Below are 20,273 nucleotides of genomic sequence, written 5' to 3'. Positions count from 1 at the left end.
TTTTACCGGGCCGCCCCGGGGCCTCACTGGAAGGTGTTCAGCCGCCCCGCGAAGCCCGAGCGTTCGATCAGCGAACGCGGCTGGGCGTGCAGGCCCACCATGCCCAGGTGGCCGCCGCGCTTGTGCACCGCCTTGTGCAGCTGTTCGAGCGCGTCCAGCCCGGTGGTGTCGAGCGAGATCATGTGGCTGGCGTCCAGCATCACGTTGATCGGCGTGGGGGAGCGCTCCACGTCCGCGACGATGGGGTCGATCTTGGCCACGGCGCCGAAGAACAGCGAGCCGTAGAGCTTGTAGGTGGCCTGCTGCTCGGTGCGCGCCACCGGCTCGGCGCGGAAGATCTCGCTCTGGCGGCGCACGAACAGCACCACCGCCAGCACCAGACCGAGCTCGACCGCCACCGTGAGGTCGAAGACGATGGTGACGAAGAAGGTGGACAGCAGCATCAACCGGTAGTGGTTGCTGAACTGCCTCAGGCGCCCGAACTCGCGCCACTCGCCCATGTTCCAGGCCACGAACAGCAGCACACCGGCCAGCACCGCCAGCGGGATGTGGTACGCCAGGGGCGCGGCCACCAGCACCACGGCGGCCAGCGTGAGCGCGTGCACCATGCCGGCCACCGGCGAGGCGGCGCCCGAGCGGATGTTGGTCACGGTGCGCGCGATGGTGCCGGTGGCGGGCATGCCGCCGAAGAAGGGCACCACGGCGTTGGCGACGCCTTGCGCCATCAGCTCCTGGTTGGGGTCGTGCTTGGGCGCGTCGCTCAGCTGGTCGGCCACGCGCGCGCACAGCAGCGATTCGATGGCGCCCAGCAGCGCGATGGTCAGCGTGGGCGTGACCAGCAGGCGCACCGTCTCCCACGAGAAGTCGGGCAGCTCGAAGGCCGGCGTGCCGCGCGGGATGCCGCCAAAGCGCGTGCCGATGGTCTCCACCGGCAGGCTCAGGGCCCAGGCCAGCAGCGTGAGCGTGACCAGGGCCACCACCGGGCCGGGCAGGCGCGAGGTGGCCTTGAGCGCGCTCACCCGGTCCAGCTTCTCGATCTGGCGGCGGAACTGGAAGTCCACCGCCCACAGGCGCGGCCAGACGAACAGGCCCAGCACGCACAGGCCGCCGAGCGCGAAGGCGAAGGGGTTGAAGCTGTCGAGGTGCTGCGCCAGGGCCTTCATCTGGCCGAAAAAGCTGCCCGGCATCTTCGCGATGTCCAGCCCGAGCAGGTCGCGCACCTGCGACAGCGCGATCAGCACCGCGATGCCGTTGGTGAAGCCGATCACGACACTCACCGGCACGTAGCGCACCAGCGTGCCGAGCCGGAAGAGGCCCAGCAGGAACAGCAGCACGCCCGCGCTGGCGGTGGCGATCAGCAGGTTGGCCACGCCGTAGCGCTCGACGATGCCGTAGACGATGACGATGAAGGCGCCGGCCGGGCCGCCGATCTGCATCGAGGTGCCGCCCAGGGCCGAGATCAGGAAGCCCGCGATGATCGCGGTCCACAGACCGGCCTCGGGCTTGAGGCCGCTGGCGATCGCGAAGGCCATGGCCAGCGGCAGCGCCACGATGCCCACCGTGGCACCCGCACCCACGTCGCGCGCGAGCTTGTCGCGGTTGTAGCCTTGCAGGTCTTTCAGCAGGCGGGGGCGGAACGGCGCCAGGGGCGGCAGGCCTTGGAACATGGGGCGATGTTACCTTTGGCTACGGTTCGTGCCGCCCGCCAAGCTTGAGCCATGGGGTCGGGCATTAGACTGGCCTTTTGATCTGGACAAGGACCGACATGCGAACAGCGGCGATGGGCAAGACGTGGCGTGGCGCGCTGGCGCTGCTGGGCGGGCTCGGCCTGGCGGGCCTGCTGGCGGCCTGCGACCCGCAGAACATCAGCGAGCTGGAAGAGGGCGTGTCCACCGAGGCCGACGTGCGCGAACGCTTCGGCGCGCCCGAGGCGGTGTGGGAAGGCGAGGACGGCGCGCAGATCTACGAGTACAACCGCCAGCCCGCGGGCCACACCAACTACATGATCACCATCGGCCCGGACGGCAAGATGGCCTCGCTGCGCCAGGTGCTCAACCCGCGCACCTTTGCCCAGGTGCAGCCCGGCATGCCCATGGAGGCGGTGCGCCGCATGCTGGGCAAGCCCATGAAGATCACCACCTACGCGCTCAAGCGCGAGACGCACTACGACTGGCGCTACTTCGAAAGCCCGAACGTGGGCGAGTCCCAGGTGTTCACCGTGGTGTTCGACGCCGACCTCAAGGTGGTGCGCACGATGTCGGTGCGCGACCCGGACCTGGACAAGAACCGCTGAACGGCGGCGTCAGGCGGCTGCCCGCAGCCGCTGCCAGTCGTCCAGTGCCGGGCGCATCACCAGCAGCAGGAGCATCAGCGCCAGCGGCAGGGTGCTGATGAAACCCAGGTGCTTGAAGCCCAGCGCGCCGGCCAGCCCGCCGAAGAAGAAGCAGGCGATCAGCTGGCCGTGCACGCGCAGCCGGCCGCGGTGGGCCCGCACCGGCGCGGCGCCCGGTTGCCGGTTCACGTAGAGCAGCTTGCCCAGCTCGATGCCCAGGTCCGTCACCAGGCCGGTGACGTGGGTGGTGCGGATGGTCGCGCGCGAGATCTTGGTGATCACCGCGTTCTGCAGGCCCATGATGAAACACAGCAGCACCACGGTGAGCGGCAGGAAGACCGGCGTCATGAAACCCATGGCGGCACCGAACAGGCCGAACACCAGCAGCGCGGCGGCCTCCAGCACCAGGGGCAGGCCGTAGGCGCTGCGCAGTTCGCGGCGCAGGCCCCAGTTCACCAGCCAGGCCGTGGTCATGGCCCCGAGCAGGAAGGCCAGCACCGAGCCCAGGCCGGCCAGGGCCAGCGTGAGTTCGCCCAGCACCAGGTGGTCGGCCACCGACGACACGATGCCCGTCATGTGCGAGGTGTACTGGCCCACGGCCAGCAAACCGCCCGCGTTGGCCGCCCCGGCCACGAAGGCCAGCACCGAGCCGAGCTTCAGATCGGTCTGCGGCGTGCGCTGCAGACTGGTGAAGCCCCGGATCGGTTTGAACACGGGCGGGCCGCCGTTCAGCGCACCCGCATGCCCGGCGTGGCGCCCGGCCAGGGGTTGAGCACGTGGATGCCGGGCTCGGCGTTCTCGTCGGCGTGGCTGGCGGCCAGCACCATGCCTTCGCTGACGCCGAACTTCATCTTGCGCGGCGCGAGGTTGGCCACCACCACGGTGAGCTTGCCCACCAGGTCTTCGGGCGCGTAGGCGCTGGCGATGCCGCTGAACACGTTGCGCGTGCGACCCTCGCCCACGTCGAGCGTGAGGCGCAGCAGCTTGCTCGAACCTTCCACCGCCTCGCAGTTCACGATCTGCGCGATGCGCAGGTCGATCTTGGCGAAGTCGTCGATGGTGATCGTGTCGGCGATCGGTTCGCCCCCCGGCACCGCGGCGGCCTGCGCGGGCGCCGGTGGCGGCTCGAACAGGGCATCGAGCTGCTTCACGTCCACGCGCTGCATCAGGTGCTGGTAGGCCTTGATCGCGTGTCCCTTGCCGAGCAGGCGCGTGGTGTGGGCGAACTGCAGCGGCGCGGCCTGCAGGAAGTCCTCCACCTGCGCGGCGAGCGCGGGCAGCACCGGCTTGAGGTAGAGCGTGAGCAGGCGGAAGGCCTCGATGCAGGTGGTGCACACGTCGTGCAGGCGGCCGTCCATGCCCTCCTGCTTGGCGAGTTCCCAGGGTTTGTTCTGGTCCACATAGGCATTCACGCGGTCGGCCAGCAGCATGATCTCGCGCAGCGCCTTGCCGTACTCGCGCTCGGCGTAGAGCTCGGCGACGCTGGGCGCGGCGCTCTGCAGGTGGTCGAGCAGCGCGTCGCCGTCGGCCGAGACCTCACCCAGGCGGCCCTCGAAGCGCTTTGCGATGAAGCCGGCCGCGCGCGAGGCGATGTTGATGTACTTGCCCACCAGGTCGCTGTTGACGCGCAGCATGAAGTCCTCGGGGTTGAAGTCCAGGTCTTCGTTGCGGCTGCTCAGCTTGGCGGCCAGGTAGTAGCGCAGCCATTCGGGGTTCATGCCCAGCTGCAGGTACTTCAGCGGGTCCAGGCCGGTGCCCCGGCTCTTGCTCATCTTCTCGCCGTTGTTGATGGTGAGGAAGCCGTGCACGAACACCGCGTTGGGCACCTTGCGGCCGCTGAACTTCAGCATCGCGGGCCAGAACAGGGTGTGGAAGGTGATGATGTCCTTGCCGATGAAGTGGTACTGCTCGGTGCTCGGGTCGGCCATGAAGGCATCGAAGTCGCGGCCGGTCTTGTCGAACAGGTTCTTCAGCGAGGCCAGGTAGCCCACCGGCGCGTCCAGCCACACGTAGAAGTACTTGCCCGGGGCGTCCGGGATCTCGATGCCGAAGTAGGGCGCGTCGCGGCTGATGTCCCAGTCGCCCATCTTGGGCTTGCCGTCCTCGCCGGGTTCGATCCACTCGCTGATCTTGTTGAGCACCTCGGGCTGCACCGCGCCGCTCTGGGTCCACTGGTCAAGAAAGGCCAGGCAGCGCGGGTCGGAGAGCTTGAAGAAGAAGTGCTCCGACTGCTTGAGCACCGGCTTGGCGCCCGAGAGGGCCGAGTAGGGGTTGATCAGGTCGGTCGGGCTGTAGACCTTGCTGCAGACCTCGCAGTTGTCGCCGTACTGGTCCTTGGCGTGGCAGTTCGGGCACTCGCCCTTGATGAAGCGGTCGGGCAGGAACATGTTCTTCTCGGGGTCGAAGAACTGCTCGATGGTGCGCGTCTCGATCAGGCCGTTGGCCTTGAGCGCGCGGTACACGTCCTGGGCCAGCGCGTGGTTTTCCGGGCCGTCGGTGCTGTGCCAGTTGTCGAAGCCGATGTGGAAGCCGTCCAGATACGGCTTGCGGCCGGCGGCGATGTCGGCCACGAACTGCTGCGGGGTTTTGCCGGCCTTGTCGGCGGCGATCATGATGGGGGCGCCGTGCGCGTCGTCGGCGCAGACGAAGTTCACCTCGTGGCCCTGCATGCGCTGGAAACGCACCCAGATGTCGGCCTGGATGTACTCCATGATGTGGCCGATGTGGAAATGGCCGTTGGCATAGGGCAGGGCGGTGGTGACGAACAGGCGTCGCTGGCTCATGGGAAGGGCTTTCTGTCGGGGAACCGGCCATTTTACGGGCCGATGCCCTCATGGCGCCTGTGTGTATGCCCTTGACCCGGGGGTCACGTTAGACTTCCCCACGCTCCCGCACCCCTCACAACACCGATACCCCACCCCCCCTCTCAGGAGACCGTTTCCCATGGCCGTTGATTCCCAGGCACTGCTGACCGCGCTGCAAGCCGTTGTCGATCCGAACACCGGCAAGGATTTTGTCTCCACCAAGGCGGTGAAGAACCTGCAGGTGGCCGAGGGCGATGTCTCGTTCGAGGTGGAGATGGGCTACCCGGCCAAGAGCCAGCTGCCGTCGCTGCGCCGCGCGCTGATCGCGGCAGCCAAGAGCGTGCCCGGCGTGGACAACGTCTCGGTCAACATGGGCACCAGGATCGTCGCGCACGCCGTGCAGCGCGGTGTGCAGCTCATGCCCAACGTGAAGAACATCATCGCCGTGGCCTCGGGCAAGGGCGGCGTGGGCAAGAGCACCACCGCCGTCAACCTCGCGCTGGCGCTGGCCGCCGAGGGCGCGAAGGTCGGCATCCTGGACGCCGACATCTACGGCCCCAGCCAGCCCATGATGATGGGCGTGGAAGGCCGGCCCGAGAGCTCGGACGGCAAGACCATGGACCCGCTGGAAAACTACGGCGTGCAGGTGATCTCCATCGGCTTCCTGATCGACCGCGACGAAGCCATGATCTGGCGCGGCCCCATGGCCACGCAGGCGCTGGAACAGCTGCTGCGCCAGACCAACTGGAGCGACCTCGACTACCTCATCGTCGACATGCCGCCGGGCACCGGCGACATCCAGCTCACGCTGAGCCAGCGCGTGCCGCTCACCGGCGCGGTGATCGTGACCACGCCGCAGGACATCGCGCTGCTCGACGCGCGCAAGGGCATCAAGATGTTCGAGAAGGTGGGCGTGCCCATCCTGGGCATCGTGGAGAACATGGCGGTGCACGTGTGCGAGAAGTGCGGCCACGTGGAGCACATCTTCGGCGCCGACGGCGGCAAGAAGATGGCGGCCGAATACGGCATGGACTACCTGGGCGCGCTGCCGCTGAACATGAGCATCCGCGTGCAGGCCGACAGCGGCATGCCCACGGTGGTGGCGGACCCCGAGGGCGAGATCGCCAACCTCTACAAGGGCGTGGCGCGGCAGGTGGCGATCAAGATCGCGGCCAAGTCTAAGGACTTCTCCAGCAAGTTCCCTTCGATCAAGATTTCGAAGGACACCTGAAGCCTTCCTGCCGTCAGTAGTGGTAGCGCAACTGGGCCAGTTGCAGCGCATCGCCTTCGATGCGGTACACCATGCGGTGCTCGTCCGTGATGCGCCGGGACCAGAAACCCGACAGCGCGTGCTTGAGCGGCTCGGGCTTGCCCACACCGGCAAAGGGTTCTCGCATCACCTCGCGGATCAGCTTGTTGATGCGCTCGACCATTTTGCGGTCTTGCTTTTGCCAGTACAGGTAGTCTTCCCAGGCTTCGTCCGAGAACACCAGCCTCACTCGGCCAGCCCCCGCTCGCTTCCCTTCCCGGCGGCCAGCTGGGATACGGACGACAGCAGGCGCCGTGCGTTGGTGGGGTTGCGCAGCAGGTAGGCGGTTTCTTCCAGCGCCTTGTAGTCTTCCAGCGAGAGCATCACCACCGAGCGTTCCCCACCCCGGGTGATGATCAGGGGCTCATGGTCTTCGCACACCTGGTCCATGGTGGTGGCCAGGTTGGCTCGGGCAGCGCTGTAGGTGATGGTGTTCATGCGTACTCCTTTTGGTACTTGTACGCATTATTGTACGCCTCTGTTGTCCGGCCTGCTTGGCCAGGTCGTCAGGTCCCTGTCTCCCGCTCCCGCAGCCGGAAGCGCTGGATCTTGCCCGTGGCGGTCTTCGGCAGTTCCGGCAGGAACTCGATGAAGCGCGGGTACTTGTAGGGCGCGAGCTTTTCCTTCACGAAGGCCTGCAGTTCGGCTTCGGTGGCCTGAGCGCCGGCCTTGAGCACCACGAAGGCCTTGGTCTTGGTCAGGCCGTCGGCGTCGGTCTTGCCGATCACGGCGGCTTCGAGCACGGCGGGGTGCTGCACCAGCGTGGCCTCCACCTCGAACGGGCTCACGTAGATGCCGCTGACCTTGAGCATGTCGTCGTTGCGGCCCGCGTAGGTGCAGTAGCCGTCCACGTCGCGCGTGTACTTGTCGCCGGCCTTGGTCCAGCCGCCCTGGAAGGTGTCGCGGCTCTTGCCGCGGTTGTTCCAGTACATCAGCGCGGCGCTCGGGCCCTTGATGTAGAGGTCGCCGATCTCGCCGTCGGCCACGGGCTGGCCGTCCTCGCCACGCAGTTCGATCTGGTAGCCCGGCACGGGTTTGCCGGTGGTGCCGTAGCGCACGTCGCCAGGGCGGTTGGAGAGGAACACGTGCAGCATCTCGGTGGAGCCGATGCCGTCGATGATCTCGACGCCGAAGTGGTTCGTCCAGCGCTGGCCGATGTCCTGCGGCAGGGCCTCGCCGGCCGAGGAGCACAGGCGCAGCGCCACCTCGCTCTTCTTCGGCAGGTCGGCGGCGGCGAGCATGCCGCCGTAGCCGGTGGGCGCGCCGTAGAACACCGTGGGCTGCTGGTCCTTGAAGCGCTTGAAGCAGGCCTGCGGCGTCGGGCGCTCGGCCATCAGCACCACGCTGGCGCCCACGGTGAGCGGGAAGCTCAGCGCGTTGCCCAGGCCGTAGGCGAAGAACAGCTTGGCGGCGGAGAACACCACGTCGTTCTCGCGCAGCGCCAGCACGCCCTTGCCATACAGCTCGGCGGTCCAGTACAGGTTGGCCTGGGTGTGCACCGTGCCCTTGGGCGCGCCGGTGGAGCCCGAGGAATACAGCCAGAACGCGGGCTCGTCGCCGTGTGTGTCGGCGGCCTGCGCCGCCGGTGCGTGGCTGCCCACCAGGGTGGTGAAGTGGTGCACGCCCTCGGGCAGGGCGCCCGTGGCGCGCGAGGCGATGACGTGTTTCACCTCGTGGCCGCCCTGGGCACTCAGGTGGTCCAGCGCGGTCTGCAGCGTGGGTAGCAGCGCGGCCGACACCAGCGCGGCCTGGGCGCGGCTGTTGGCCATCATGTACGCGTAGTCCTGCGCGGTCAGCAGGGTGTTCACCGCCACCGGCACCACGCCCGCGTGCAGCGCGCCGAGGAAGGCCACCACCCAGTCGCTGCTGTCGTGCATGAGCAGCAGCACGCGCTCTTCGCGGCGCAGGCCCAGCGCGCTGAGCGCGGCGGAAAACCGCCGCACCTGGTCGCCGAGTTCGCCGTAGCTCAGCTGGCCCTGGTCGTCGATCAGGGCGATCTTGGCCGCGCGGCCGCTGTTGAGGTCCAGCAGGTGGCGCGCGAAGTTGAAGCGCTCGGGGGGCGGCGCGACGGTGGTGTCCATGGGGTTGTCTCCTCTGCGGTTCGCGGGGTTCGGGCTCAATACTTCAAGGCTACCGCCGAGGCGGCCAGGGCGTCCAGCGCGGCGCTGCTGGCCTGCACCGCGCTGCGTCGGTGGTAGAAGCCGAGCGCGCGCAGGCCGCCGAGTTCTTCACCGCCACCGGCGCGGCCCGGGCCGCCGTGCAGCGACATGGGCATCACGTTGCCGTGGCCGGTCTGGCTGGCCGCCACGTCGGGCGAGATGGCGTGCACGCGGCCGTGGGCCGAGCCCAGCTCCAGCGCGGCGCTGGCGGTGAAGGCCGGGTCGGCGCTGTAGACCGAACACACCAGCGAACCCTCGCCGCGGCGGATGAGTTCGTAGGCCTGTTCGATGCCGTCGTAGGCCATCAGCGTGGCCACCGGGCCGAACACCTCGACCTCGTGCAGCACCTTCGCCTTCGCGGGTTCGCGCGAGCCCAGCAGCGTGGGCGCCACACACGCCGCCACTGCCGCATCGGCGTCCACCAGGGCGGCGCTGCTGCCGTCGAACAACACCTCGGCTTCGCTGCGCAGCCTGGCGATGCCTTCGAGCACGCTGGCCTTCTGCTCCTGGCTCACCAGCGAGCCCATGCGCACGCTCTCGCTGCGCGGGTTGCCCACGCTGGTCTTGGTGAGCTTGGCGCCGATGGCCTGGGCGGCCGCGTCGTACAGCGCGCGCGGCACGAACACACGGCGGATCGCGGTGCACTTCTGACCGGCCTTCACCGTCATCTCGCGCACCACCTCGCTCACCAGCAGGTTGAAGGCCTCGCTGTCGGCCGTGGCGGCCGGGTCGAGCAGGGCGCTGTTGAGGCTGTCGGCTTCGATGTTGCAACGCACCGAGCGTTCGGCCACGGCCGGGTGGCTGCGGATGATGCGCGCCGTGTCGGCCGAGCCGGTGAACGAGACCACGTCGAAGGGCTGCAGCTGGTCCATGAGGCCGGCGGAGGAGCCGCAGACCACCGAGAGCGCGCCCGGCGGCAGGAGGTTCGCGTCGATCACGTCCTTGACCATGCGCTGGGTCAACCACGCGGTGGCCGTGGCGGGCTTGATGATCACCGGCACGCCCGAGAGCAGGGCGGGCGCGGCTTTCTCCCACAGGCCCCAGCTCGGGAAGTTGAAGGCGTTGATGAACAGCGCCACGCCCTGCGTGGGCTGCAGCACGTGCTGGGTCTGGAACACCGGGTCCTTGCCCATGCGGATGCGCTCGCCGTCGAGCAGCGCGCGCGCGCCGCCCAGGGCTTCGCCCTGCTTGGCATAGAAGCCCAGCGTGAAGATGCCGCCGTCGATGTCCACTGCCGAGTCCTTGGTGGTGGTGCCCGAGTTGGCGGTGGCGATCTCGTAGTAGGCGTCGCGGTTGGCCTGCAGCACCTTGACGATGGCCGCCAGCAGCCCGGCGCGTTCCCCGTAGCTCAGGGCGCGCAAAGCCTGGCCGCCCTGTTCGCGGGCGAACCGGAAACCGGCGGCGAGGTCCAGCCCGGCGCTGCTCACTCGGGCGAGTTCGGTGCCCAGCACCGGGTCGAACAAAGGCGTGCCCGCGTCGCTGCCGGTCTGCCATTGGCCGCCGAGGAAGTTGGGGAGCAGGGAAGAGGGGGTCATGGTGGTTGTCTCGGTGGGTGATGGCGGACCCCGGGGCACTGGCCGCGGGGGAGAATGGCGCTATAAATGCACTATCTTGCGTTTTGCGGATTGTGCATTAAAGTGCATGTTTTGCCGAATGGCAAGCCCCCAGAGGGTTTTTCCCGCCCAACCGATCCACAGAAAGGTCAGCCCACCATGGACATCGACGCGACCGGCGTGATGGCCGCCAGCGAGGCCAAGCAGCCCGGCGCCGAAGAAGAGCGCCACCCGTTTCTGGTGGCGCTGGGCGAGCGCGTGCGCACCCTGCGCTCGCGCCGGGGCATGACGCGCAAGGCGGTGGCGATCGCGGCCGATGTGTCTGAGCGGCACCTGGCCAACCTCGAATACGGCACCGGCAACGCGTCCATCCTGGTGCTGCTGCAGGTGGCGCAGGCGCTGCAATGTTCGTTGGCCGAGTTGTTGGGTGATGTGAGCACAAGCTCACCTGAATGGCTGCTGATCCGCGAGTTGCTGGAAAAACGCAACGAAGCCGACCTGCGCCGGGTCCGCATCGCCATCGGCAGCCTGCTGGGCGGTGGCGCGGCCAGTGGCGGCGACCCCGGGCGCAAGGCGCGCATCGCCCTTATCGGCCTGCGTGGTGCGGGCAAGTCCACCCTGGGCCAACGCCTGGCCGACGACCTGGGTTTTGCCTTCATCGAGCTCAGCCGCGAAATCGAGAAATTCGCCGGCTGCAGCATCAATGAGATCCACTCCCTCTACGGCACGCCGGCCTACCGCCGCTACGAGCGCCGCGCGCTGGAAGAGGCGATCCAGATCTACCCCGAGGTGGTGATCGCCACCCCCGGTGGCCTGGTGTCCGACGCGGCCAACTTCAACCTGCTGCTGTCCCACTGCACCACGGTCTGGCTGCAGGCCGACCCGGCCGACCACATGGGCCGCGTGGCGGCCCAGGGCGACCTGCGGCCCATGGCCGCGAGCCGCGAGGCCATGGAAGACCTCAAGCGCATCCTGGCCGGGCGTTCGGCCTTCTATTCCAAGGCCGACATGGCCTTCGACACCAGCGCCTACAACCTGGAAGACGCTTTCCACGCGCTGCGGGCCCAGGTGCGCAAGGCGATCGGGCTTGAAGAAAAACATGCATGAAAGTGCATTGACGTTTTTGACTTTGTGAATTATTATTCACATCACCAGGTTCGGACCGGCGTTTGAGTGCAGGTCTTCGGGCCTGATCCCGCCGCAGTCCCCTGCGGACCGCCATCGACCTCAGACACCTGCCCGGAGACACCCCATGAGCGCCACCGCCACGCCCCCCGCCGTCGACTACCGCACCGACCCCAGCCAGTACCGCCACTGGAAGCTGTCGTTTGAAGGCGATGTCGCCACCCTGGCCGTCGACATCAACGAAGACGCCGGCATCCGCCCCGGCTACAAGCTCAAGCTCAACAGCTACGACCTGGGCGTGGACATCGAGCTGCACGACGCGCTCAACCGCGTGCGCTTCGAACACCCCGAAGTGCGCACCGTGGTCGTCACCAGCGGCAAGGACCGCGTGTTCTGCTCCGGCGCCAACATCTTCATGCTCGGCCTCTCCAGCCACGCCTGGAAGGTGAACTTCTGCAAGTTCACCAACGAGACCCGCAACGGCATCGAAGACTCCTCCCAATACAGCGGCCTGAAGTTCGTCGCCGCGCTCAACGGCGCCTGCGCCGGCGGCGGCTACGAGCTGGCCCTGGCCTGCGACGAGATCGTGCTGGTGGACGACCGCTCCTCCGCCGTGTCCCTGCCCGAAGTGCCGCTGCTCGGCGTGCTGCCCGGCACCGGCGGCCTGACCCGCGTGACCGACAAGCGCCACGTGCGCCACGACCTGGCCGACATCTTCTGCACCACCAGCGAAGGCGTGCGCGGTCAGAAGGCCGTGGACTGGCGCCTGGTCGATTCCATCGCCAAGCCGCAGCAGTTCGCCGCCCACGTGAAAGAGCGCGCCGCCGCGCTGGCCGCGAAGAGCGACCGCCCGGCCGCCGGCAAGGGCGTGGCCCTGACCCGCGTCGAGCGCACCGACAGCGCCGACGGCATCAGCTACCAATATGTGAACGTGGCGATCGACCGCGCCAAGCGCAACGTCACCCTCACCGTGAAGGCGCCCACCGGCGCGCAGCCGAAGGACGTCGCCGGCATCGAGGCCGCGGGCGCGGCCTGGTGGCCGCTGCAGATGGCGCGCGAACTCGACGACGCCATCCTCTGCCTGCGCACCAACGAACTCGACATCGGCACCTGGCTGCTCAAGACCGAAGGCGACGCCGCCGCCGTGCTCGCCAGCGACGCGCTGATGCTCGCGAACAAGGACCACTGGCTGGTGCGCGAGACCCTGGGCCTGATGCGCCGCACCTTCGCCCGCCTGGACGTGTCCTCGCGCAGCCTGTTCGCGCTGATCGAGTCCGGCTCCTGCTTCGCCGGCTCGCTGGCCGAGCTGGCCTTCTGCGCCGACCGCGCCTACATGCTGGCCCTGCCCGACGACGCCGATGCCGCGCCCAAGCTGCAGCTGGGCGAGTTCAACTTCGGCTTCCTGCCCATGGTCAACGAGCAGTCGCGCCTGCAGCGCCGCTTCTACGAAGAAACGGCCCCGATGGAAGCCGCGCGCGGCGCCATCGGCCAGGCGCTGGACGCCGACGCCGCCCTGGCCCTGGGCCTGGTGACGGCCGCGCCCGACGACATCGACTGGGCCGACGAAGTGCGCATGGCGCTCGAAGAGCGCGCCTCCATGTCGCCCGACGCGCTCACCGGCCTGGAAGCCAACCTGCGTTTCGCGCAGAAGGAAAACATGGCCACCCGCATCTTCGGCCGCCTCACCGCCTGGCAGAACTGGATCTTCATCCGCCCCAACGCCGTCGGCGAAAAGGGCGCGCTCAAGGTCTACGGCAAGGGCGACAAGGCCGCCTTCGACTTCAACCGAGTTTGAGAGACACCCCCTGCGCCGCGCTGCGCGCGTCTTCCCCCTGAAGGGGGACGGCGCGAGTGGCCCGGCAAAGCCGGTTCCACCGCACCCCTGACCTTCGTCCTCGTCACTCCACTGTTCCCCACCCGCAGGAGATTTGCATGTCCAGCATCAACTACAGCGAAAAGATCCCCAACAACGTCAACCTCAGCGAAGACCGCACGCTGCAGCGCGCGCTCGAAGGCTGGCAGCCCAACTTCATCAACTGGTGGGACGACGTGGGCCCCGAGGGTTCGACCAACCACGAGGTCTACCTGCGCACCGCGGTCAGCGTGGACCCACAGGGCTGGGCCCAGTTCGGCCATGTGAAGATGCGCGACTACCGTTGGGGCATCTTCCTGAACCCGGGCGACGCCGAGCGCAAGGTGCACTTCGGTGACCACCTGGGTGAAAAAGCCTGGCAGGACGTGCCCGGCGAACACCGCGCCAACCTGCGCCGCATCATCGTCACGCAAGGCGACACCGAGCCCGCGTCGGTCGAGCAGCAGCGCCACCTGGGCCTGACCGCGCCCAGCATGTACGACCTGCGCAACCTGTTCCAGATCAACGTGGAAGAGGGCCGCCACCTGTGGGCCATGGTCTACCTGCTGCACAAGCACTTCGGCCGCGACGGCCGCGAAGAGGCCGAGGCGCTGTTGCAGCGCACCTCGGGCAGCCAGGACAACCCGCGCATCCTGGGCGCGTTCAACGAGAAGACGCCCGACTGGCTGGCCTTCTTCATGTTCACCTACTTCACCGACCGCGACGGCAAGTTCCAGCTGTCGGCCCTGGCCGAATCCGCGTTCGACCCGCTGGCCCGCACGACCAAGTTCATGCTGACCGAAGAAGCCCACCACATGTTCGTGGGCGAGAGCGGCGTCTCGCGCGTGCTCACGCGCACCGCGCAGGTGATGAACGAGCTCAAGACCGACGACGCGCAGAAGGTGCGTGCCGCCGGCGCCATCGACCTGGGCACCATCCAGCGTTACCTCAACTTCCACTACTCGGTGACCATCGACCTGTTCGGCGCCGACCAGTCGAGCAACGCCGCCATCTTCTACAGCTCGGGCCTCAAGGGCCGCTACGAAGAAGGCAAGCGCACGGACGACCACGTGCTCAAGGGCCAGACCTACAAGGTGCTCGAAGTGAAGGACGGCCAGCTCGTCGAGAAAGACGTGCCCATGCTCAACGCGCTCAACGAAGTGCTGCGCGACGACTTCATCGCCGACTCCGTGGCCGGCGTGAACCGCTGGAACAAGGTGCTGGAAAAGGCCGGCATCCCCACGCGCCTGACCGTGCCGCACAAGGCCTTCAACCGCCAGATCGGCGCGCTCGCGGGCATCAAGATGTCGCCCGACGGCCGCGTGGTGAGCGAGGCCGAATGGGCCGCGAAGAAGAGCGAATGGCTGCCGACGCCGGAAGACTTCGCCTTCGTCGCCTCGCTCATGGGCCGCGTGGTCGACCCTGGCAAGTTCGCCGGCTGGATCGCACCGCCGGTGATGGGCATCAACCGCCAGCCGGTTGACTTCGAATACGTCCGGTTTGGTTGAACCTCTGCGCGCCGCACCCGCGGCGCGCCCCTCTCTCCTACACTGTCTCGACCGCATGGAGACACCATCATGAACGCTGTTGCCGAAGCCGCTGTCATCAAGCAGCACCTGATCGACCCCGAGATCTGCATCCGCTGCAACACCTGCGAAGCGATCTGCCCGGTGCAGGCGATCACGCACGACAACCTCAACTACGTGGTCGACGCGTCCAAGTGCAACCTGTGCATGGACTGCATCTCGCCGTGCCCCACGGGCTCGATCGACAACTGGCGCATGATGCCGCGCGTGCGGGCCTACACGACCGCCGAGCAGCTCACCTGGGAATCGCTGCCGGCCGAGCTGCCGCCCGAAGAGCTCGAAGGCCTGGCCGATGCCGAGGCCGACGTGTCCGTGGCCGCGCCGCCCGCCGCCGCGCCCGCGGTGGCGAAAGACCCCAGCGGTGAGGAGGCCTTCAACTCGTCGGCCTTCGGCGCGACGCTGCCGCCCTGGTCGGCCGCGCACGCCTACAGCAACCTCTACGGTCCCAAGACCGCGCAGAAGACCGTGACCGCCACCGTGGTGGGCAATGTGCGCGTGACCGAGGTCGGCAAGACCGCCGGCAGCGATTACGACACCCACCACATCGTGCTCGACTTTGGCGCCATGCCTTTCCCGGTGCTGGAAGGCCAGAGCATCGGCGTCGTGCCGCCGGGCGTGGACGAGATCGGCCGCCGTCACCACGCGCGCCAGTACTCCATCGCCAGCCCGCGCAACGGCGAGCGCCCGGGGTACAACAACCTGTCGCTCACCATCAAGCGCGTGCTCGAAGACCACGACGGCGAACCGGTGCGTGGCGTGGCGAGCAATTACATGTGCGACCTCAAGGTGGGCGACAAGGTGGAGGTGATCGGGCCGTTCGGCACCAGCTTCCTCATGCCCAACCACCCGCGCTCGAACATCGTGATGATCTGCACCGGCACCGGCAGCGCGCCCATGCGCGCCATGACCGAGTGGCGCCGGCGCCTGCGCGCCTCGGGCAAGTTCGAAGGCGGCAAACTGCTGCTGTTCTTCGGCGCGCGCACGCAGGAAGAGCTGCCGTACTTCGGCCCGCTGCAGAGCCTGCCCAAGGATTTCATCGACACCAACTTCGCGTTCAGCCGCACGCCCGGTCAGCCCAAGCGCTACGTGCAGGACGTGATGCGCGAGCGCGCGGCCGACCTGGCCGTGCTGCTGCAGGACCCGAACACGTATTTCTATGTGTGCGGCCTCAAGAGCATGGAAGAGGGCGTGGTGCTCGCGTTGCGCGATGTGGCGCAGGGCGCAGGCCTGAATTGGGAAACGATCGGCGGCGCGTTGAAGCGCGAAGGGCGCCTGCACCTCGAGACGTACTGAGGTTGCGTTTCGCATTGGCGTGGCGGCGGTCGGTGGCGACCGGGTGGCCCGCCTCCGCGAATGTCCTCCGGCGGCTGGTGCCGCCTCCCCCTTGACTTCGCTGCGGCGGGCCACCCGGTCACCACCGACCTTCGGGCTGGCGTTGCACTCAGGGTTTCCCCGCGCATGTCACACCGTGGGGCGGGGAGAAACGCCCGAAGGGGCACTTCTCCCAGGGGTATGGCTTACAGTCGGTCTCCGTATGCAGATCGAACATATGTCGTCCCCCACCCGCAGCCGACCCGCCATCGAGGTCGATGTGGTGATGCGGCGCGAGCCGGTGAGTGGGCCCATGAGCCGCTGGCAGGCCTGGCGCTGGGTGCTGGCCGACGTGATGGTGCACAGCGATCCCGACGAGACCGGCCCGGCACCCGAGCACGAAAGCCACGAGCCGCAGGCGGTCGAACCCGTGGACACCCAGGGCGTCGACGCGCAGGCCACGCACTGGCTGTTTCCGCGTTTTCGCGTCGAGCTGTTCCGCGACGACGCCGAGGGTTATTTCCTCAACCTCAACAGCCCGAACCCCTGCTTCTGGGTGTTCTGGCGCGCCGACGAAGCGCGCCTGCTCGACGGCGAGCCCATGGCCGTGCCGCAGATCGTCACGCTGAGTTACCACGATGCCGGCCGCTGGCTCGACGCGCAGGAGCGCGTGGACCAGGTCGCCGCGCCCGACGAGGTGGTGGGCTGGCTGCGCGCTTTCGTGGACACCACCTACCAGCCCGAACCCAAGCGCCGCAAGCGGCCCGACAGCTTCAAGCCGCTGACCGACCGTTTCGGCCAGCCCGTGCGCATCAGCACCAGCAAGCTGCGCGGCGGTGGGCCGCCCGGAGAGTGAGCATGGCCGCCGAAGACGACAGCAGCAATTTCTTCTCGCGCTGGTCGCGCCGCAAGGTGCAGGTGCGCAGCGGCGAGCCCCTGCCGCCCGAGCCGCCCGTGGCCCCGGCCGCGGCCGCGGTGGTGGCGCCGCCGATGCCTGAGCTGGTGACCGCGCCCGCCGAAACACCTGCCGAGCCGCCACCCGCGCTCACGCTGGACGACGTGGCCCGCCTCACGCCCGAATCGGACTACTCGGCCTTCGTTGCGCGCGACGTGCCTGCCGACGTGCGCAACGCCGCCGTGAAGAAGCTGTTCACCGACCCGCACTACAACGTGATGGACGGCCTGGACATCTACATCGACGACTACTCCCAGCCCAGCCCCATCACGGCCGCCGAGATGGCCAAGATGGTGGGCGCGCAGTTCCTCAAGCTGGTGGACGACCCCAACGAGCCCAAGCCCGCCGCTGCCGCCCCGGCCACCGATACACCACCTGACACAACGGCCGCCCAACAGGCCGAAGCCAACGACGCCGTCGACGACGCCCCTGTCGCCGCCGACCCCCGCGAGCCCACTGCTGCCGCCCACGACGCGGCGCCCCACGATGACCACGCTGATCTGCAATTGCAACCAGACGATGTCCCTGAACCCCCAGGTTCTGGGCAACGCGCTGGATGAAGACCTGAGCCTGCACACCACGCTGTGCCGCCGCGAAGCGCCCGCCTTCCAGAAGGCCTGTCGCAGCAAGGACGAGCTCGTGGTGGCCTGCACGCAGGAAAGCCGGCTCTTCACCGAACTCTCGGAACAGACCGAGGGCGCGGTGCCGCTGGACGTGCGGCCGATCCATTTCGTGAACATCCGCGAGACCGGCGGCTGGGGCCGCGAAGGCGCGCAGGCCATGCCGAAGATGGCCGCGCTGCTGGCGGCGGCGCGCCTGCCCGATCCCGAGCCGGTGCCCACCGTCACCTACAACAGCGCGGGGCGCCTGCTGATCATCGGCCCGCTGGACGACAGCGAGCGCATCGCCGGCCTGGTGGGCGACGTGCTCGAGGTCAGCCTCCTGGCCACGGGCGGGCAGGGTATGCAGGCGCGGCGTTACCCCGTGATCGCGGGCGCGCTGGAGCAGGTGCAAGGCTGGCTGGGCGCGTTCGACGTGCAATGGCGCAGCGACAACCCGATCGACCTCGACCTCTGCACGCGCTGCAACGCCTGCGTGGCGTCCTGCCCGGAAGGCGCCATCGGCCTGGACTACCAGATCGACCTGGCCAAGTGCCAGGACCACCGCGCCTGCGTGAAGGCCTGCGAAGCGGTGGGCGCGATCAACTTCCAGCGCGAGCCGCAGACCCACAGCGAGCGCTTCGACACCGTGCTCGACCTGCGCGACGCACCCGCCTTCACCCAGCACGCGCACCCGCAGGGCTACTTCCACCTGCGCGGCGGCCTGCAGGCCGAGGCCGCCATGGCCACCGTCGTGCAACTGCGTGACCTGGTCGGCGAGTTCGAGAAACCCAAGTTCTTCACCTACAAGCAGAAGCTGTGCGCGCACGGCCGCAACGAAACCGTGGGCTGCAACGCCTGCGTGGAGATCTGCTCGGCCCTGGCGATCCACAGCGAGATCAAGCGCAACCAGATCGTCGTCAACCCCAACCTCTGCGTGGGCTGCGGCGCCTGCACCACGGTGTGCCCCACCGGCGCGCTGTCGTACGCCTACCCGCGAGCGAGCGAGCAGGGCGTGAAGCTGCGCACCCTGCTGGCCACCTACGCCAAGGCCGGCGGCAAAGACGCCGCCCTGCTGTTGCACAGCGAGGAAGCGGGCGGCGCGCTCATCGGTGAACTCGGGCGCGCGGCCTCGCTGGACAAGAAGGCCGTGCGCGGCGTGCCCGCGCGCGCGATCCCGGTGCCGCTGTGGCACACCGCCTCCATCGGGCTGGACGTGTGGCTCTCCGCCTTCGCCTATGGCGCCTCGCAGGTCTGGGTGCTGATGACCGGCGACGAAGCGCCGCAGTACCGCGACGCGGTGCGCGCGCAGATGAACGTGGCGCAGGCCATCGTGAGCGGCCTGGGCTACAGCGGCCGTCATTTCCGCCTGATCGAAGCGAAGGACGTGAAGGCGCTGGACGCCGAGCTCGGCGACGCACCGGCACAGACCGTGAAGCGCCGCGGAACCTTCGCCATCCAGGCCGAGAAGCGCGCCACCGTAGAGCTCGCGCTCGACCACCTGATGCAGGACAGCGCGGCCCAGCGCGTGCCCGCGGAGGCCATCGCGCTGCCCGGCGCGTCCTTGCTGGGTTCGATCGAGGTCAACAAGGACAGCTGCACGCTGTGCCTGAGTTGCGTGAGCGCCTGCCCGGCCAGCGCCTTGCAGGACAACACCGAGCGCCCGCAGCTGCGCTTCATCGAAAAGAACTGCGTGCAGTGCGGCCTGTGCGCCAGCACCTGCCCGGAGGACGCGATCACGCTGCAACCGCGCCTGTTGCTGGGGGAGCAGCGCAAGCAGTTGCGTGTGCTCAACGAGGCCCAGCCCTACCACTGCATCCGCTGCGCCAAGCCGTTTGGCACGCTCAAGGGCATCGAGGTGATGCTGGCCAAGCTCTCGGGCCACGCCATGTTCCAGGGCGAGGCCCTGGAGCGCCTGAAGATGTGCGGCGACTGCCGCGTGGTGGACCTGTATTCCAACCCGGGCGAGACCCGGATTCACGATGTCTGACATGAACAACGCCATTCCCGTCTCGTCGTCTTCCGCGCTGGACGAAGAAACCGCCCGTGCCGAGGTGTACGGCCTGCTGGCCGCGCTGTACTACGCGCCGCCGCCGGCGGAGCTGATGGCGCAGTTGCGCGTGGCGGTGACTGAGGCGCCGGCGGCCGGCGGCTTCCTGGAAGAGCCGTGGCGCGAGGTGGTGGCGGCCGCGCGTGCCTTAAGCGATGAGACGGTGGCGGCGGAATACGACGCGCTGTTCGGTGGTGTGGGCAAGCCGGATGTGTTCGTGTTCGGTTCGCATTACCTCAGCGGCTTCCTGAACGAAAAGCCGTTGGCGGCCTTGCGCAACGATCTGGCGGCGCTGGGTCTGGCGCGCGACGAGACGATGCCGGAGACGGAGGACCACATCGCTTACCTCTGTGAAGTGATGCGTTATCTGATCGCGGGTGACGAGGTGGAGGTGGCCAACCTCACGCAACAGCAGAAGTTCTTCACCACGCATCTGCAGCCCTGGGTTTTGCAGATGTGCGATGCGATTGCTGGGCATCCCAAGGCTTCTTTTTATGCGGCCTTGGCTGGGTTCACACGGGCCTTTGTCAATGTCGAGGCGCAGGGCTTCGATATGTTGGCCTGATCAAAAGCTGGCACACCCATGGTGGTGTGCCGACCTGTCTCGCAGGACGGTGGCGATGCCCGAATGCGCAGGC

The 20,273-nt window shown here is 68.1% G+C and carries 17 protein-coding genes; 10 read left to right on the top strand and 7 right to left on the bottom strand.

What is annotated here, in order from left to right; genetic code table 11:
• Positions 1 to 23 precede the first annotated feature (23 nt).
• On the bottom strand, positions 24 to 1,667 hold the full coding sequence (locus ABSY19_RS08175; protein WP_382161175.1) for a SulP family inorganic anion transporter: 1,644 nt from the start codon (positions 1,665 to 1,667) through the stop codon (positions 24 to 26).
• A gap of 98 nt (positions 1,668 to 1,765) precedes the next feature.
• Here ABSY19_RS08175 and bamE point away from each other — a divergent pair, with 98 nt between their 5' ends.
• A complete protein-coding gene (gene bamE / locus ABSY19_RS08170) occupies positions 1,766 to 2,293 on the top strand; it encodes an outer membrane protein assembly factor BamE (RefSeq protein WP_382161173.1) in 528 nt (175 codons plus the stop codon).
• A 9-nt stretch (positions 2,294 to 2,302) separates the two neighbouring features.
• On the opposite strand, the gene ABSY19_RS08165 is transcribed toward bamE, so the two are convergent.
• Positions 2,303 to 3,046, bottom strand: coding sequence for a YoaK family protein (locus tag ABSY19_RS08165; protein ID WP_291115017.1), 744 nt, complete (start codon positions 3,044 to 3,046; stop codon positions 2,303 to 2,305).
• A gap of 14 nt (positions 3,047 to 3,060) precedes the next feature.
• Positions 3,061 to 5,115, bottom strand: a complete 2,055-nt coding sequence (metG, locus tag ABSY19_RS08160) for a methionine--tRNA ligase (RefSeq protein ID WP_382161170.1) — start codon at positions 5,113 to 5,115, stop codon at positions 3,061 to 3,063.
• 160 nt (positions 5,116 to 5,275) lie between these two features.
• Here metG and apbC point away from each other — a divergent pair, with 160 nt between their 5' ends.
• Positions 5,276 to 6,367, top strand: a complete 1,092-nt coding sequence (gene apbC, locus ABSY19_RS08155) for an iron-sulfur cluster carrier protein ApbC (RefSeq protein WP_382161167.1) — start codon at positions 5,276 to 5,278, stop codon at positions 6,365 to 6,367.
• Between the two features lie 13 nt (positions 6,368 to 6,380).
• Here the strand turns inward: apbC and ABSY19_RS08150 are convergent, their stop codons facing one another.
• The 4 genes from ABSY19_RS08150 to ABSY19_RS08135 all read right to left on the bottom strand — a co-directional run bounded on the left by ABSY19_RS08150 (position 6,381) and on the right by ABSY19_RS08135 (position 10,139).
• Positions 6,381 to 6,635: a Txe/YoeB family addiction module toxin gene (locus ABSY19_RS08150; RefSeq protein WP_382161165.1), complete on the bottom strand. Its 255-nt coding sequence runs from the start codon at positions 6,633 to 6,635 to the stop codon at positions 6,381 to 6,383.
• Positions 6,632 to 6,883, bottom strand: coding sequence for a type II toxin-antitoxin system Phd/YefM family antitoxin (locus tag ABSY19_RS08145; RefSeq protein WP_382161162.1), 252 nt, complete (start codon positions 6,881 to 6,883; stop codon positions 6,632 to 6,634). The genes ABSY19_RS08150 and ABSY19_RS08145 overlap by 4 nt, the downstream gene beginning before the upstream one ends.
• Before the next feature lie 68 nt (positions 6,884 to 6,951).
• Positions 6,952 to 8,526, bottom strand: a complete 1,575-nt coding sequence (locus ABSY19_RS08140; RefSeq protein WP_382161159.1) for a benzoate-CoA ligase family protein — start codon at positions 8,524 to 8,526, stop codon at positions 6,952 to 6,954.
• Between the two features lie 35 nt (positions 8,527 to 8,561).
• A complete protein-coding gene (locus ABSY19_RS08135) occupies positions 8,562 to 10,139 on the bottom strand; it encodes a 3,4-dehydroadipyl-CoA semialdehyde dehydrogenase (protein ID WP_382161157.1) in 1,578 nt (525 codons plus the stop codon).
• A gap of 177 nt (positions 10,140 to 10,316) precedes the next feature.
• On the opposite strand from ABSY19_RS08135, the gene ABSY19_RS08130 reads away from it, so the two are divergent.
• From ABSY19_RS08130 to ABSY19_RS08095, 8 genes are all read left to right on the top strand, one after another.
• Positions 10,317 to 11,264, top strand: coding sequence for a helix-turn-helix transcriptional regulator (locus ABSY19_RS08130; protein WP_382161154.1), 948 nt, complete (start codon positions 10,317 to 10,319; stop codon positions 11,262 to 11,264).
• A 145-nt stretch (positions 11,265 to 11,409) separates the two neighbouring features.
• On the top strand, positions 11,410 to 13,077 hold the full coding sequence (gene boxC / locus ABSY19_RS08125) for a 2,3-epoxybenzoyl-CoA dihydrolase (RefSeq protein WP_382161151.1): 1,668 nt from the start codon (positions 11,410 to 11,412) through the stop codon (positions 13,075 to 13,077).
• A gap of 137 nt (positions 13,078 to 13,214) precedes the next feature.
• On the top strand, positions 13,215 to 14,642 hold the full coding sequence (boxB, locus tag ABSY19_RS08120) for a benzoyl-CoA 2,3-epoxidase subunit BoxB (protein ID WP_382161148.1): 1,428 nt from the start codon (positions 13,215 to 13,217) through the stop codon (positions 14,640 to 14,642).
• Positions 14,643 to 14,711: 69 nt separating this feature from the next.
• Entirely contained in the window at positions 14,712 to 16,013 is a 1,302-nt protein-coding gene (boxA, locus tag ABSY19_RS08115) for a benzoyl-CoA 2,3-epoxidase subunit BoxA (RefSeq protein ID WP_382161144.1), read from the top strand.
• Between the two features lie 256 nt (positions 16,014 to 16,269).
• On the top strand, positions 16,270 to 16,887 hold the full coding sequence (locus ABSY19_RS08110; RefSeq protein ID WP_382161142.1) for a DUF3305 domain-containing protein: 618 nt from the start codon (positions 16,270 to 16,272) through the stop codon (positions 16,885 to 16,887).
• A gap of 2 nt (positions 16,888 to 16,889) precedes the next feature.
• Positions 16,890 to 17,546: a DUF3306 domain-containing protein gene (locus tag ABSY19_RS08105; RefSeq protein WP_382161139.1), complete on the top strand. Its 657-nt coding sequence runs from the start codon at positions 16,890 to 16,892 to the stop codon at positions 17,544 to 17,546.
• Positions 17,506 to 19,575, top strand: coding sequence for a 4Fe-4S binding protein (locus tag ABSY19_RS08100; protein ID WP_382161136.1), 2,070 nt, complete (start codon positions 17,506 to 17,508; stop codon positions 19,573 to 19,575). Before ABSY19_RS08105 ends, ABSY19_RS08100 begins: the two co-directional genes overlap by 41 nt.
• A gap of 1 nt (position 19,576) precedes the next feature.
• Positions 19,577 to 20,200 carry a molecular chaperone gene (locus ABSY19_RS08095; protein WP_382161133.1) on the top strand — a complete coding sequence of 208 codons (624 nt, stop codon included), beginning with the start codon at positions 19,577 to 19,579 and terminating at the stop codon, positions 20,198 to 20,200.
• The last annotated feature ends 73 nt before the right edge of the window (positions 20,201 to 20,273 follow it).

Origin of the sequence: Hydrogenophaga sp. ANAO-22, from assembly GCF_042466645.1 — a bacterium.
Taxonomy (GTDB): Bacteria; Pseudomonadota; Gammaproteobacteria; order Burkholderiales; family Burkholderiaceae_C; genus Hydrogenophaga.
Note: the sequence above shows the minus strand (reverse complement) of the source record. Positions and strands in the feature narration are given on the sequence as shown.

Coding starts and splice junctions, on each gene's coding strand:
- ABSY19_RS08145 (WP_382161162.1), bottom strand. CDS start 6,883: ATGAACACCATCACCTACAGCGCTGCCCGAGCCAACCTGGCCACCACC.
- ABSY19_RS08175 (WP_382161175.1), bottom strand. CDS start 1,667: ATGTTCCAAGGCCTGCCGCCCCTGGCGCCGTTCCGCCCCCGCCTGCTG.
- bamE (WP_382161173.1), top strand. CDS start 1,766: ATGCGAACAGCGGCGATGGGCAAGACGTGGCGTGGCGCGCTGGCGCTG.
- metG (WP_382161170.1), bottom strand. CDS start 5,115: ATGAGCCAGCGACGCCTGTTCGTCACCACCGCCCTGCCCTATGCCAAC.
- ABSY19_RS08100 (WP_382161136.1), top strand. CDS start 17,506: ATGTCCCTGAACCCCCAGGTTCTGGGCAACGCGCTGGATGAAGACCTG.
- ABSY19_RS08105 (WP_382161139.1), top strand. CDS start 16,890: ATGGCCGCCGAAGACGACAGCAGCAATTTCTTCTCGCGCTGGTCGCGC.
- ABSY19_RS08095 (WP_382161133.1), top strand. CDS start 19,577: ATGAACAACGCCATTCCCGTCTCGTCGTCTTCCGCGCTGGACGAAGAA.
- apbC (WP_382161167.1), top strand. CDS start 5,276: ATGGCCGTTGATTCCCAGGCACTGCTGACCGCGCTGCAAGCCGTTGTC.
- ABSY19_RS08110 (WP_382161142.1), top strand. CDS start 16,270: ATGTCGTCCCCCACCCGCAGCCGACCCGCCATCGAGGTCGATGTGGTG.
- boxA (WP_382161144.1), top strand. CDS start 14,712: ATGAACGCTGTTGCCGAAGCCGCTGTCATCAAGCAGCACCTGATCGAC.
- ABSY19_RS08135 (WP_382161157.1), bottom strand. CDS start 10,139: ATGACCCCCTCTTCCCTGCTCCCCAACTTCCTCGGCGGCCAATGGCAG.
- boxB (WP_382161148.1), top strand. CDS start 13,215: ATGTCCAGCATCAACTACAGCGAAAAGATCCCCAACAACGTCAACCTC.
- ABSY19_RS08130 (WP_382161154.1), top strand. CDS start 10,317: ATGGACATCGACGCGACCGGCGTGATGGCCGCCAGCGAGGCCAAGCAG.
- boxC (WP_382161151.1), top strand. CDS start 11,410: ATGAGCGCCACCGCCACGCCCCCCGCCGTCGACTACCGCACCGACCCC.
- ABSY19_RS08140 (WP_382161159.1), bottom strand. CDS start 8,526: ATGGACACCACCGTCGCGCCGCCCCCCGAGCGCTTCAACTTCGCGCGC.